The sequence below is a fragment of the Sulfurivirga sp. genome, from assembly GCF_015490265.1.
Lineage (GTDB): Bacteria > Pseudomonadota > Gammaproteobacteria > Thiomicrospirales > Thiomicrospiraceae > Sulfurivirga.
Genome location: NZ_WFYD01000131.1, coordinates 1 through 13,435, shown reverse-complemented (window position 1 = coordinate 13,435; position 13,435 = coordinate 1). Strand labels below are relative to the sequence as shown.

Sequence of the window (13,435 nt, the reverse complement as noted above, 5' to 3'; positions counted from 1 at the left end):
GAACAGGATCTTGGAGGTGTCCACCTGGATCATCTCCTGATTGGGATGCTTGCGCCCACCCTGCGGCGGCACGTTGGCGATGGTGCCCTCGATGATCTTGAGCAGCGCCTGCTGCACGCCCTCGCCGGAGACATCACGGGTGATGGACGGGTTCTCCGACTTGCGGGTGATCTTGTCGATCTCATCGATGTAGATGATGCCACGCTCGGCCTTCTCCGGATCGTTGTCGCAGCGCTGCAGCAGTTTGAGCAGAATGCTCTCCACATCTTCGCCCACATAGCCCGCCTCGGTGAGCGAGGTAGCGTCGGCGATGGCAAAGGGCACATCCAGCATGCGCGCCAGCGTCTGCGCCAGCAGCGTCTTGCCGGAGCCGGTCGGGCCGATCATGAGGATGTTGCTCTTGCTCAGCTCCACGTCATCGCCGGCATCGCCGCTGGCCAGACGTTTGTAGTGGTTGTAGACCGCAACCGAGAGGATCTTCTTGGCCCGCTCCTGCCCGATGACATACTGATCCAGCTCGTGCTTGATCTCGTGGGGGGTGGGCAGTTTGTCCAGCGTCAGCGGCGCGAAGGCGTCTCCCTCGCCCCCCTGCCCCTCGAACTCCTCGCGCAGGATCTCGTTGCACAGCTCCACGCACTCGTCGCAGATGTAGACGCCGGGGCCGGCGATCAGCTTGCGCACCTCATCCTGGTGCTTGCCGCAGAACGAACAGTAGAGGTCCTTGCTGTCACTCATCTTGCGCTCCCGTGCGTGATGTGAGCACCTGATCGATCAGGCCGTAGTCGCGCGCTTCCTCCGCGCTCATGAAATTGTCCCGATCCGTGTCCTTCTCGATCTGCTCAAGCGGCTGACCGGTGTTCTTCGCCAGCTCCCGGTTGAGCGTCTCGCGGATCTTGAGGATCTCGCGCGCGTGGATCTCGATGTCGCTGGCCTGGCCCTGAAAGCCGCCCAGCGGCTGATGGATCATCACCCGCGAGTGGGGCAGCGCGTAACGCTTGCCCTTGGCACCGCCGGCCAGCAGGAAGGCGCCCATGCTGGCCGCCTGTCCGATGCACATGGTGCTCACGTCCGGTTTGATGAAGTTCATGGTGTCATAGATGGCCATGCCGGCGGTGACGCTGCCGCCGGGGGAGTTGATGTACAGGTGAATGTCCTTGTCCGGGTTTTCCGATTCGAGAAACAACAACTGTGCCACGATGAGGTTGGCCATGTGATCTTCCACCGGCCCCACCAGAAAGATGACCCGCTCCTTGAGCAGGCGCGAGTAGATGTCGAACGAGCGTTCGCCGCGGCTGGTCTGCTCGATGACAATGGGCACCAGGGTGTTTTCGATCTCTGTCACGTCTGTCCGTCCTTTGTGTTTTTTCACCGATAGCCTACCGCAAAAAAAAGGCTTGTCAAACCGACAAGCCTTTGCGGAAGTCACACCGTCTGCGCGGGCTTTCAGCCGTTGGCGGTCAGCGCCTCGAAAGTCTTCTTCACCGCCTTGGTGTTGGCCTGCTCCAGCACGGCATCGGCCACCTTGTTCTCCAGCAGAATGGCCTCGATCTCGCGCAGGTGCTCCGGATGCTGCTTGTACCACTGCACCACTTCCTCCGGATCCTCGTAGGCGGACGCCTGTTCGCGAATATAGGCCTCCACCTCCTCCGGCGTCACCTTGGCGCCCAGGGATTCGATCAGCTTGCCGACGATCAGCCCCAGACGGATGCGCTGCTCGGCGCGCTCGCGGAAATCCTCGGCGTTCAGCTTCACCTGGCTGGGATCGACGCCCTGCATCTGCAGCTCGCGCAGCTGGTTCTGCATCATGGTCTGAATCTCCTGCTGAACCAGCGACTCGGGCAGCTCGATCTCCACCGCCTCGTCCAGCGCTTCCAGCACGGCGTTGCGGTTCTGCGCCTCGATCAGGCGCTTCATCTCCCGCGCCATGTTGTCGCGGATCTCCTGACGGAACTTCTCCACGTCGCCGTCTTCCACGCCGAACTGCTTGACGAACGCTTCGTCCACCTCGGGCAGTTCCGCCACCTGTACGGAGTGCACCTTGATCTTGAATTCCGCTTCCTTGCCGGCCAGGCTCTCGGCGTGATAGTTCTCGGGGAAGGTGACCTTGATGGTCTTCTCCTCACCCTTCTTCATGCCGATGATGCCCTCCTCGAAACCGGGGATCATGCGGCCGGAGCCCAGAATCAGGGGCACGTTCTCCGCCTTGCCACCCTCGAAGGGCTCGCCGTCGATGAAGCCTTCGAAGTCGATGATCACCTGATTGCCTTCGGCGGCCTTCTTGTTGCCGTTGGCCACGCGCCACGCCTTCTTCTGCTCGCGCAGCTTCTCGATCATGGCGTCCACATCGGCGTCGGTGATCTCGCCTTCCACCTTCTCCACGTCCAGCGTGGACAGATCCGGCAGCTCGACCTCCGGCATGATGTCGAACTTGGCCGTGAACCTGATGGTCTCGCCCTCATCGTCCACGGACTCGAAGCGGGGATAACCGGCCACCTTCAGGCCCTCCTTCTCCACCGCCTCGTTGAAGGCACGCCAGACCGCCTCGTTGAGCACATCGGCGCGCACGGCGGCGCCATGACGCTTCTTGATGATGGACAGCGGCACCTTGCCGGGACGGAAACCGTCCATGCGGGCATTGCGGCGGATCTCCGCCAGACGCTTGTCAACCTGCGCGTTCACCTCGTCGGCAGGCATGACCACTTCGATCTGATGCTCCAGACCGGACTCGGGTTTTGTGACATTGACTTGCATAACCATCCAACTTCTTATTTCTGAAAGGAAAATCTGCGGGGACCTGCCCGAAAAGCGGCGATTATACCCCAACCCCGCCCCAGACCGGGCATTTCCTGCGGCGCGGACCGCCGCGCCCGCACGGCATCCTGCAAAAATGGGGGAGACCCCGTTGTCTGGGCCCGTTCAGCCGCCCGGCTCATCCAGCAGCAGGTTGTCCAGCAGCCTTGTCGTCCCCAGCCGGGCGGCGGCCAGGAGCACCGCCCCCGGACGCACGACCGCCAGCGGTTCGAGCGTATCGCCGTCGCACAGCGCCAGATAGTCCACCGCATCGAAGCCCGCCTCCTGCAGACGGGCCGTGCCCGCCTCAAGCGCATCCGCCACCGGCGAGCCCGCCAGCAGCGCCTCGGCCGTCCGGCACAGGGTGGCGTAGAGCGCCGGGGCGATGGCACGCTGACGCGCGTTCAGATACTGGTTGCGCGAACTCATGGCCAGCCCGTCCTGCTCGCGGGCGATGGGCGCGCGCACCATCTCGACCGGCACATCGAGGTCCTCCACCATGCGGGAGAGGATGCGCCACTGCTGGTAGTCCTTCTGGCCGAACACGGCCACATCCGGCTGGACCAGATTGAACAGCTTGAGCACCACCGTGGTCACCCCGTCAAAGTGGCCGGGCCGGGCAGCGCCCTCCCAGCGGGCGGCCAGATCCGGGTCGGCCCGCACGACGGTCGGCTGCGGCCAGCGGGGATACATGGTCTCCACGGCCGGATGGAACACCGCGTCCACCCCCAGTGCGGCGAGTTTTTCCACGTCCGCCTCGAAAGTGCGCGGATAGCGTTCGAAATCCTCATGGGGCCCGAACTGAAGCGGATTGACGAAGATGCTCACCACCACCCGGTCGGCCCGCTGCCGCGCCCGCTCCACCAGCGACAGATGGCCGGCGTGCAGATTGCCCATGGTGGGCACGAAGCCGATGCGCTCGCCCGCCAGCCGCCAGGTGGCGGACTGCGCCCGCATGTCGCTGGCCGCCTCAAGAATCTTCATCGGGAAACTCGCCTGTGCGAACCGCTTCCACATAGGCCGCCAGCGCGGCGGGAATATCCCCGGCCTCCGCCATGAAATTGCGGCTGAACGAAGGCGCCCGCTCGCTGATGCCGAGCACATCGTGCAGCACCAGCACCTGACCGTCCACATGGGGGCCGCTGCCGATGCCGATGACCGGCATGGCCACCGCCTGAGCGATCTGCCGCGCCGTCTCCGCCGGCACGCATTCGAGCACCAGCATTTCGGCGCCCGCCGCCTCAAGCGCCCGGGCCTCCGCCAGCAGCGCCTCCGCCGGCGTCACATTGCGGTAGCCGTGACGCAGCACCGACTGGGGCAGCAGCCCCAGATGGCCGCACACCGGCACGCCCAGCGCCGCCAGCCGCTCCACCAGAGGCAGCACCCGCTCGCCGCCCTCCAGCTTGACCATGTCGGCACCGGCCTGAACGAGCGCCTGCGCCGAGGCCAGTCCCTGCTCCACGGTGGCGTCCGCCATGAAGGGGATGTCGACCACCAGCCAGCAGTCGGCCGTGTTGCCACGGGCCACCATTTCCGTGTGATAGACCATCTGTTCCAGCGTCACCGGCAGCGTGCTGCGGTGACCCTGCACCACCATGCCCAGCGAGTCGCCCACCAGCAGCACGTCACAACCGGCCTCGCCGCACAGACGGGCGAAGGCGGCGTCATAGGCGGTCAGCACGGCAATGGGGGTGCCGTCCTGCTTCATGCGCTTGAGCGCGCTCAGAGTGGTCATGGTGTCTCCTCGCTCAGATAGTGTTCATCCAGGCGCGCCAGCGCCTCGCCCACCGTGCCCACGCCGGGAATGGACCAGTCCGGCGCGATCTCCGCCAGCGGCACCAGCACGAAATCACGCCGGTGCAGCCAGGGATGGGGCACGGTCAGCCGGGGCGTGTCGATCACCTGGTCACCGTAGAGCAGCAGGTCAAGATCAATGACCCGCTCACCCCAGTGGCGCCGGCGCACCCGCCCCTGCTGTCGTTCGATCTCCTGCAGTGCGTCCAGCAACGCCTCCGGCGCCAGCGCCGTCTCGATCAGAGTGCAGGCGTTGACGAAATCCGGCTGATCCTGCGGCCCCTGCGGCCGGGAGCGATACAGCCGGGAGCGGGCCAGCAGACGGGTGTCCGGCAGGGCGTCCAGCGCCTCGAAGGCACGCTGCACCTGCATGGCCGGGTCGTCCAGATTGCTGCCCAGCCCGATGGCCGCTTCAACCGTTTCCACGCGCCTCATCCGTCCGACGCTCGCCCACCCGACGCCGGTAAGGGTTGCGATTGCGCCGACGGCGCCGACGCTTGCGTTTCGGTTTTTCCACCTGCAGAGCGAAGGCGACACGGTCCACCGGCGAAAGGGTCTGGTATTCCGTCCACCAGTCATACAGCGGACGCAGCTCTTCCTCGCCCGCTTCCACTCGCAGGCCCAGCAGGTCATAGGCGGCCCGGAAGCGGGGATGCTCCGCCAGTCGCGCCGCCCGGTCGCCGTAGCGGTTGTTCAGGCGCAGCTGCAGGTGCCAGATGTCCCGCGCCTGCTGGGTGAAGCGTCGTGGCACCGCCGTGGCCTTCATCTGCGCGGCGATCACTTCGTCCGCCGCCTCGCTCAGCGCCTGCGCCGGCTGCTGTTCGGCCAGCCGCGGCGTCATGGCGTGCTGGGTCAGCCGCCACAGCATGAAGGCGTAGAGAAACGCGGGATTGACCCCCTTGCCCTGCTGCAGCCTTCGCTCGGTGCTGCGCAGGCCGGCCAGCACCAGATTGCGATGAATCTCGTCCTCCTCCAGCAGCGCGTCCACCCGGGGAAACAGATGGCGGAACAGGTCATAGTGGCGCAGCTTCTCGAACACCTCCACTGCCTGCGGGTTGTGGAACAGCTTGAGCACCTCCTCGAACAGCCGCGCCGGCGCCACTTCCTGCAGCAACGGCCCCTGAGGCGTCAGCTGCCGCTCGGTTTCGCGCTCGATGGTGAAGCCCAGCTTGACGGCGAAGCGCACCGCGCGGATGGTGCGCACCGGATCCTCCCGGTAGCGGGTGGCCGGATCGCCAATCAGCCGCAGCATGCCCGCCCTGAGGTCCTCCACCCCGCCGGTGTAGTCGATGATGGAAAAGTCGCGGATGTCGTAGTAAAGGGCATTGACGGTGAAATCCCGCCGCCAGACGTCATCCTCGATGCTGTCGCCATAGACATTGTCGGCCAGAATGCGGCCCTTGGCGTCGGTGCGGCGCACCCCCTTGCCGGAGTCGCCCCGGAAAGTGGCCACCTCCACGAAGTGGTCGCGCCCGAAATAGACATGGGCCAGCCGGAAGCGGCGACCGATGATGCGGCAGCGACGCCCGAACACCCGCTTGACCTCCTCGGGGCGGGCGTTGGTCACCACGTCGAAATCCTTCGGCTCCAGCCCCAGCAGCAGGTCACGCACGCCGCCACCCACCAGATAGGCCTCATAGCCGGCACGCTTGAGTCCGTAGAGCACGTCCAGTGCGGACTTGTCGATCTGCTTGCGGGAGATGTTGTGAGCGCTGCGCGGAATTCGAACCGGCGTTCCGGTGCGGGATCGGCCCGCGGAGGTGCGGCTGAACAGAGAACGGACCGCATTGACCAATCGCTGCATGGGCGACTATCCTGAAAACATTTGAAGCGGACATTTTAACAGAAGCATGCACAATCCCTTCGTTTCCCGCCTGCTGGTGGTCATACAGTTCTCCATGATCGGCCTGCTGCTGTGGCAGGCGCCCTGGTTCGCCGACAGCTGGATAGGGCGTCTGGTGCAGATGGCGGGTGTCATCACCGGCCTGTGGGCCGTGGCCGCCATGCGCCGCTTCAACATCGTGCCGGACCCGCGTCCGGACTGCAGGCTGGTGTGCCACGGCCCCTACCGCTGGGTGCGCCATCCCATGTATCTTGCCCTGCTGCTGGTGTTCACGCCGCCGGTGGTGGAGCACCCCGAACCGATTACTCTTGCCGCCTGGGTCGTGCTGGCAATCGACCTCATCGTCAAGCTGCTGTACGAGGAGCGTCTGCTGCGTCGGAAGCTGGACGGCTACGCCGACTACTGCTGCCGCAGCCACCGGCTGATCCCCTTCCTCTGGTAAAATCCGCCCTCATCTGGAATCAGGGAGAGAACACCATGGGCAAACCGGTGCTGCTCAGCGGCATTCAGCCGTCCGGCGTCATGACCATCGGCAACTACATCGGCGCCATGAGGAACTGGGTGCGGCTGCAGGACGACTATCAGTGCCTGTTCTCGCTGGTGGACCTGCACGCCATCACCGTGCCGCAGGACCCGGCCGAGCTGCGCCGCCGCTCGCTGGATTTCGTCGCCCTCTATCTGGCCTGCGGCATCGACCCCGACAGATCCGTGGTGTTCGTCCAGTCCCATGTGCCCCAGCATGCCGAACTCGCCTGGGTGCTCAACTGCCACGCCTACATGGGCGAGCTTGGCCGCATGACCCAGTTCAAGGACAAGGCACAGAAGCAGGGTGAGAACATCTCCGTCGGCCTGTTCGACTACCCGGTGCTGATGGCCGCCGACATCCTCCTCTACCAGACCAGCGTGGTGCCGGTGGGCGAGGATCAGAAGCAGCATCTGGAGCTGACCCGCGACCTGGCCGAACGCTTCAACCGCAAATACGGCACGGACATCTTCACCGTTCCGGAGCCCTACATTCCGCCCAAGACGGCGGGCGGGCGCATCATGAGCCTGCAGGAGCCCACCAAGAAGATGTCCAAATCGGACGACAACTCCAACAACTACGTCTCCCTGCTGGATGAACCGAAGAAGATCGTCAAGAAGTTCAAGAAGGCGGTCACCGACTCCGGCGACGAGATCCGCTACGACCCGGAGAACAAGCCGGGTGTGTCCAATCTGCTGACACTCTATTCCGTCTTCAGCGGCAAGACCATCGAAGAGGTGGAAAAGCACTTCGAAGGCAAGATGTACGGTCATCTGAAGGTGGAGCTCGGTGAGCTGGTGGCCGACACCCTCGCCCCCATTCAAGAAGAATTCCGGCGCATCCGCGAGGATGAAGCCGGGCTGCTAGAGCTGCTGCGTGACGGCGCCGCGCGTGCCCGTTCGCTGGCCGAACCGACGCTGGAAAAGGTGCACGAAGCCGTCGGTTTCATTCCGCGCTGACAACTACCTGCCCGCAAATGAAAACGGCGCCCTGTGGCGCCGTTTTGTTTTTGGAAGCTTTTCGCTCACACCTTGAAGCGGGAAACCATCTCCGCCAGCTGCTCCGCGGACTGCTTCACCTCCTCGAAGCACTTGAGCGTGCGGCTGGCCCGCTGCACGATGTCCTGCGTCTGCACACGCACCTGCTCGATCTCGTCGGAGACCTCCTCCACCTCGGTGCGCTGATGCTGAGTCAGCGGGCCGATCCTGGCCAGGTCCTCCACGGCCTCGTTGACCTCGCGCACGATGTCGTCCAGCAGGGCCACTTCCTCCTGCACCAGCCTGCTGGACTCGTCCGCCGATCCGGCGATGGCCTTCATGTCCCGCTGCGCACGGGCGGCACGCTCCTTGATGCGCTCGGCCAGTGCGGTCACCTCATCCAGAGTCTGCTGGGTCTTCATGGCCAGCTGACGCACCTCATCGGCCACCACGGCAAAGCCGCGGCCATGCTCCCCGGCCCGGGCCGCCTCGATGGCGGCGTTGAGCGCCAGCAGATTGGTCTGCTCGGCAATGTCGTTGATGGTATTGAGCACATCGGTGATGTGGTTGATCTCATCCACCAGTGCCTGCACCGCTTCGGAGGTGGTGCCTACCTCACGGGAAAGCGTCTGGATCATGCCGTTGACCTGGGTGATGCGCTGCGCACCCTCATTGACCTGACGGGCGGCTGTCTCCACTTCCTCGCGGCTCTCATCCGCATTGCGCGCCACCTCTCCGGCCAGATCGCGTACTTCGCCGGCATTTTCGGCAATCTCGGCAATCTGCGACTCCTCCTTGCGCAGCACGGTGCACATGGTGGTGACATTCTCGAAGGTTTCGCTGGAACGGCGGTTGAGGCTGCTGGCATTCTCGCGGATGGCGCTGACAATCTCGCTCCAGCGCTGGCGCATCTGCTCGAACTGGCGCAGGAAGGCGCGCATGTCCCGTCCCCCGGTGCCAGTGTCGGTGGGTACGCTCAGGTCCCCCTCGGTGATGTGGTCCATCAGCCCCATCACATAGCGGATGGGGCGCACCGCATCACGATAGATGGTGAACAGCACGATCAGATTGACCAGCATGTCGATGACCACCACCACGATCACATCAATGGTGACTACGCGCACCTGCTCATCAATGACGCCATAGTAGTCCTCTTCCGCCGGCAGCAGCACGGCAGCACGCCCTACCAGCCGCCCCTCTTCGGTGGTCAGCGGCAGATCGATGACCACATGTTGCTCATCCAGTTCCATGAAGCCGCTGCGCTCATCCTGCCGGGGACGGAAGCCCTTCTCCGCCAGCTCACGCACTTCATCACCCCGGTTGGCGCTCAGCAGGATCGGGCGATCCTGCCCCAGCGGAAACAGCAGCAGATCCACCCCATAGGCCCTGTTGAGGCTTCTGATGATTTCCGAAAAACCCAGATCGAACTCCAGATAGCCCTCTCCCACTGGCATCAGGTAGCGGATCTGACCATCCCTGACCGCAATGTGCGATACGACGCCCTGCTGCCGGCGTGCCTTGTCCAGCAGAGTCCGGGAAACACGATACGGACGCTTGAGCGTAGTGGCCAGTGGTTGCCCGGATGCATCCAGCACGCTCAATTGAAAATGCTGCACGCCCCCTTTTTCGAGCACCGTTCGGCGGATCTCCTGCAGCAGGGCGGCAAGTTCCTGCCGGTCGCCGCCTGCCATGGCCGTAGCCAGCCTCGGGTCCTGCGCCAGCATGATCAGGCTCTGCCGCCCCAGCTTCTCCGTCTGGCCCAGCACCACGGAGAAGTTCTTCTGCCAGGTGCGCTGCAGGCTCTCCTGCAGCTCGCTCTCCAGCGAGCGGATGCTGGTGTAGTAGAAGAAATAGGCAATGGTCAGCGCCCCCATGAAGGTGCCCACAAAGAACACCACCGCCAAGCGCTGCAGAATGGTCAGTCTCGAAAACATCGCGCCTCCAGGTACCGCATTTATTTATATTTTTCCAAACATGGGGCATGCATTTTCCATGCCACAATTACGCTTATAGCACAGAAGGGAAAAGCGGGCCGGTCAGATGACCGGCCAATTGATCTGAAGCATGAAAGGGCCGACGTGTGGCCGGTGGGGATTACTTGCCCAGCGAGACGTGATAGTGGGGGTCTTCGGAGATGTTGACCTCGACCAGATCCTTCGCGTCCTTCAGCAGCGCGCGGCATTCCGGGCTCAGGTGGCGCAGCACCAGTTTCTTACCCAGTTTTCTGTATTTGCGCGTCAGCCGGTCAATGGCCTCCACGCCAGTGTGGTCATAGACGCGCGAGTGCTGAAAGTCGATGACCACGCAGTCCGGGTCCTCTTCGGGGCGGAACTGTTCGATGAAATTCTGCGCCGAAGCAAAGAACAGCGGGCCATACGGCTTGTAGATGCGCGCCTTTTTGCCGTCATGGTCCTCGTCACGCACGTCCATGACGATGCGCTGCGCATGCTGCCAGGTGAACACCAGCGCCGAGACGATGACGCCGGCCACCACCGCCACGGCCAGATCGAACACCACCGTCAGCACCGTCACCAGCACCACCACGAAGGCGTCATATTTGCTCACCCCGCGCAGGATGTTGAGGGTGGACCAGTCGAAGGTGGCGATGACCACCACAAACATCAGCCCCACCAGCGCCGCCACCGGCACCATCTCCATATAGTCGGACAGCGCCAGAATGATGGCCAGCAGGCCCAGCGAGGCGGTGATGCCGGACAGCCGCCCACGCCCGCCAGAGCTGATGTTGATCAGCGACTGGCCGATGAGCGCGCACCCGCCCATGGTGGAGCAGGCCCCCGCCAGCACATTGGCCGACCCCAGCGCCTTGCATTCCCGGTTGGCCTGTCCGCGGGTGCCGGTCAGATCATCAATCAGCGTCATGGTCAGCAGGGACTCGGTGGTGCCCACGATGGTCAGAATGACCGCGTAGGGCAGCACGATCATCAGACTCTCCCAGGTGTAAGGAATGTCCGGCAGGTGAAAGCCGTTGAGCTGCGGGTCGTTTGGATCCCCGAAAATGAGCGCGCTGAGCGTGCCTTCCACATGAGCGCGGTCGCCCACGGTGACCGTATCCAGCCCCAGAGCCGCCACAAGCACGGTCACCACGATGATGGCCACCAGCCCGGCCGGCAGCGCCTTCACCAGCCGGGGCAGCAGATAGATGATGGCCATGGTCAGTGCCACCAGCCCCAGCATGGTCCACAGCTGCACACCCTGCAGCCAGTGCCCATCGGCATCCTTGAACTGATTGAGCTGGGCCAGAAAGATGACGATGGCCAGTCCGTTGACGAACCCCAGCATGACCGGCTGCGGCACCATGCGGATGAACTTGCCCCAGCCCATCACCCCGATGATGATCTGGAACACCCCCATCAGAATGACGGCGGCATAGAGATACTCCACGCCGTGCTGCACCACCAGACCGGTCATGACCACCGCCAGCGAGCCGGCGGCGGCGGAAATCATGCCGGGCCGCCCGCCGAAGGCGGCGGTGATGAAACCGACGATCACCGCCGCATACAGCCCGACCAGCGGATTGACATTGGCCACGAAGGCGAAGGCCACCGCCTCCGGCACCAGCGCCATGGCCACCGTCAGGCCGGAAAGAATGTCGCGCCGCGTCTGATGCGGATCCGCCACCGCGCCGGTCATGCCCAGCCGATCCAGCAGAGCCGCCAGTTTTTTCTGCTGCTGTTGCGTATCCATACGAATCGTATAAATTTTCTTTATGTCACAGGGGCGCGGATTATAGCAAAATGTGCTCAAACCCCAGAAAGAGCATGAAAATCAATGTGGATTCACCATATCGGCGAGATCATGATCGCCGTCACCATTCTGCTGGTCGTCGCGCATCTGGGCGCTCATTTCTATTTCAAGGCCCGCCACCGCCGCCGCAAGGCACAGCGACAGGACGCTGAACAATGAGCGTGCATCTGGCGTGGAACGACCCGCCCGTAGGCCGTTTCGCCCTGTTCTATCTGGGCTTCCGCCCTTTCTTTCTGTTCGGTTCGTTGGCCGCCGCCCTGCTGGGGCTTGGCTGGCTGCTGCAACTGGCCGGGGTGTGGCAGCCGCACACCTTCTGGGCCAGCCCGGCGCTGTGGCATGGCCATGAGATGGTGTTCGGCTTCGCGCTGGCCATCATCGGCGGCTTTCTGCTCACCGCCATCCGCAACTGGACCGGCTTTCAGACCCTGCACCGCTGGCCGCTTGCGGGACTGATCCTGCTGTGGCTCACCGCCCGCGGGCTCAACCTGACCGGTCTGCCCGCACCGCTGGCCGCCCTGTTCGACCTGCTGTTCGGCATCGGACTGGCCACGGCGGTCACCGCGCCCATCGTGCGCGCCCGCCAGTGGGGGCAGATCGGACTGGTGAGCAAGGTGTGGCTGCTGGTCATTGCCAACGGCTTCAGCTACGCCTTCGCCCATGACACGGGCCGGGCGCAGATGGCGCTGCTGGCCGGCGTGCTGCTGGTGATCGCCGTGCTGCTGACCATGATTCACCGGGTGCTGCCCTTCTTCATCGAGAAGGCGGCGCAGATGAAACAGGGCCGACGCATCGAACTGCCCCGTCCGGGCCGGCTCACCTATGTGAACCTGCTGCTGTTTCTGGCCTTTGCCGTGGCGTGGATCGGCTGGCCGCACCACTGGCTCACCGGCACGCTGGCCTGGCTGCTGGCGCTGGCCAACGCACCGACGCTGTGGCGCTGGGCCGATCGGGTAGTATGGCATGAACCGCTGCTGTGGAGCCTGTGGGGTGCCTACGCCTTTGTGGAGCTGGGCTTCGTGCTGGCGGGGCTGTCCATGTGGCCGCAGGCCAGCTGGCTGGCCCTGCACGCTTTTGCCGCCGGCGGCATCGGGCTGGGCACGCTGGGCATGATGGCCCGGGTGACGCTGGGGCACACCGGGCGCAACGTCTTCGAGCCCCCGAGGCTGGTCATCCTCATGCTGCTGCTGGTGCTGGCCGCCGCGCTGGCGCGCACGCTGGGGCCGCTGCTCGCCCCCGGCGGATACACCGGCTGGATGCACGCCAGCCTCGGCCTGTGGACGCTGGGCTTCGGCCTGTTCTGGATCGCTTATCTGCCCATGTGGCTGCGCCCGCGTGTGGACGGTCGCTATGGGTGAGCGACACGGGGTCTCCCCCATTTTTGCAGGATGCCTGTCCAATCCGCCGCAAAAAACCGTGCAAGAGACGGGGTTTTGTCGGAAAATCCCTATCAAATCACTTCAAGACAGGAGGAAAGCATGAAAAACCTGCTGATTGCGGCCACCATGACCGGCCTGCTGAGTGTGACCCTGCCCGCCGCCCACGCCGGTGAGCTGGAAAAGCTGGAGAAGGTGTGCGCCGCGCTCAATGACGGCAAGGGGACCCGGCTGCATGTCCTTTCCGTGGATGACGCGCTCAAGCTGCTCAAGGACAAGGGCTACAAGGCCTCGAAGATGGACAAGGACTCCATCAGCATGACCTATGAGGGCAGCAAGATCCTGCTGGTGCGCTATGACGACGGGGACT

The 13,435-nt window shown here is 64.1% G+C and carries 14 protein-coding genes; 5 read left to right on the top strand and 9 right to left on the bottom strand.

Annotated elements, in window-relative coordinates:
• The 7 genes from clpX to pcnB all read right to left on the bottom strand — a co-directional run.
• Positions 1–735 (bottom strand): ATP-dependent protease ATP-binding subunit ClpX (gene clpX, locus F8K16_RS08625; protein WP_294949513.1); only part of this gene is annotated, 735 nt, incomplete at its 3' end.
• Positions 728–1,342 (bottom strand): ATP-dependent Clp endopeptidase proteolytic subunit ClpP, encoded by a 615-nt coding sequence (gene clpP / locus F8K16_RS08620; RefSeq protein WP_294949510.1) that lies wholly within the window; start codon positions 1,340–1,342, stop codon positions 728–730. The genes clpP and clpX, both read right to left, overlap by 8 nt.
• A gap of 101 nt (positions 1,343–1,443) precedes the next feature.
• A complete protein-coding gene (tig, locus tag F8K16_RS08615) occupies positions 1,444–2,757 on the bottom strand; it encodes a trigger factor (RefSeq protein ID WP_294949506.1) in 1,314 nt (437 codons plus the stop codon).
• Between the two features lie 159 nt (positions 2,758–2,916).
• Complete coding sequence (gene panC, locus F8K16_RS08610; protein WP_294949504.1) at positions 2,917–3,774, bottom strand: pantoate--beta-alanine ligase; 858 nt, start codon at positions 3,772–3,774, stop codon at positions 2,917–2,919.
• Positions 3,761–4,525, bottom strand: a complete 765-nt coding sequence (panB, locus tag F8K16_RS08605; RefSeq protein ID WP_294949502.1) for a 3-methyl-2-oxobutanoate hydroxymethyltransferase — start codon at positions 4,523–4,525, stop codon at positions 3,761–3,763. Before panB ends, panC begins: the two co-directional genes overlap by 14 nt.
• Positions 4,522–5,010 (bottom strand): 2-amino-4-hydroxy-6-hydroxymethyldihydropteridine diphosphokinase, encoded by a 489-nt coding sequence (folK, locus tag F8K16_RS08600; protein WP_294949500.1) that lies wholly within the window; start codon positions 5,008–5,010, stop codon positions 4,522–4,524. Before folK ends, panB begins: the two co-directional genes overlap by 4 nt.
• Positions 4,997–6,388, bottom strand: a complete 1,392-nt coding sequence (gene pcnB / locus F8K16_RS08595; RefSeq protein WP_294949498.1) for a polynucleotide adenylyltransferase PcnB — start codon at positions 6,386–6,388, stop codon at positions 4,997–4,999. The genes folK and pcnB overlap by 14 nt, the downstream gene beginning before the upstream one ends.
• Before the next feature lie 46 nt (positions 6,389–6,434).
• Here pcnB and F8K16_RS08590 point away from each other — a divergent pair, with 46 nt between their 5' ends.
• Both F8K16_RS08590 and trpS read left to right on the top strand, forming a co-directional pair.
• Positions 6,435–6,869, top strand: coding sequence for an isoprenylcysteine carboxylmethyltransferase family protein (locus F8K16_RS08590; RefSeq protein WP_294949496.1), 435 nt, complete (start codon positions 6,435–6,437; stop codon positions 6,867–6,869).
• A gap of 35 nt (positions 6,870–6,904) precedes the next feature.
• A complete protein-coding gene (trpS, locus tag F8K16_RS08585; RefSeq protein WP_294949495.1) occupies positions 6,905–7,909 on the top strand; it encodes a tryptophan--tRNA ligase in 1,005 nt (334 codons plus the stop codon).
• Between the two features lie 65 nt (positions 7,910–7,974).
• Here trpS and F8K16_RS08580 read toward each other — a convergent pair whose 3' ends face one another.
• On the bottom strand, positions 7,975–9,861 hold the full coding sequence (locus F8K16_RS08580) for a methyl-accepting chemotaxis protein (protein WP_294949493.1): 1,887 nt from the start codon (positions 9,859–9,861) through the stop codon (positions 7,975–7,977).
• 160 nt (positions 9,862–10,021) lie between these two features.
• Complete coding sequence (locus tag F8K16_RS08575) at positions 10,022–11,578, bottom strand: SulP family inorganic anion transporter (protein WP_294949515.1); 1,557 nt, start codon at positions 11,576–11,578, stop codon at positions 10,022–10,024.
• Positions 11,579–11,716: 138 nt separating this feature from the next.
• On the opposite strand from F8K16_RS08575, the gene F8K16_RS08570 reads away from it, so the two are divergent.
• The 3 genes from F8K16_RS08570 to F8K16_RS08560 form a co-directional block, all read left to right on the top strand.
• Positions 11,717–11,851 (top strand): hypothetical protein, encoded by a 135-nt coding sequence (locus F8K16_RS08570; protein ID WP_294949491.1) that lies wholly within the window; start codon positions 11,717–11,719, stop codon positions 11,849–11,851.
• Entirely contained in the window at positions 11,848–13,047 is a 1,200-nt protein-coding gene (locus tag F8K16_RS08565; RefSeq protein ID WP_294949489.1) for an NnrS family protein, read from the top strand. Before F8K16_RS08570 ends, F8K16_RS08565 begins: the two co-directional genes overlap by 4 nt.
• Positions 13,048–13,167: 120 nt before the next feature.
• Positions 13,168–13,435: hypothetical protein (locus tag F8K16_RS08560; protein ID WP_294949487.1), on the top strand; the 268-nt coding region annotated here is incomplete at its 3' end.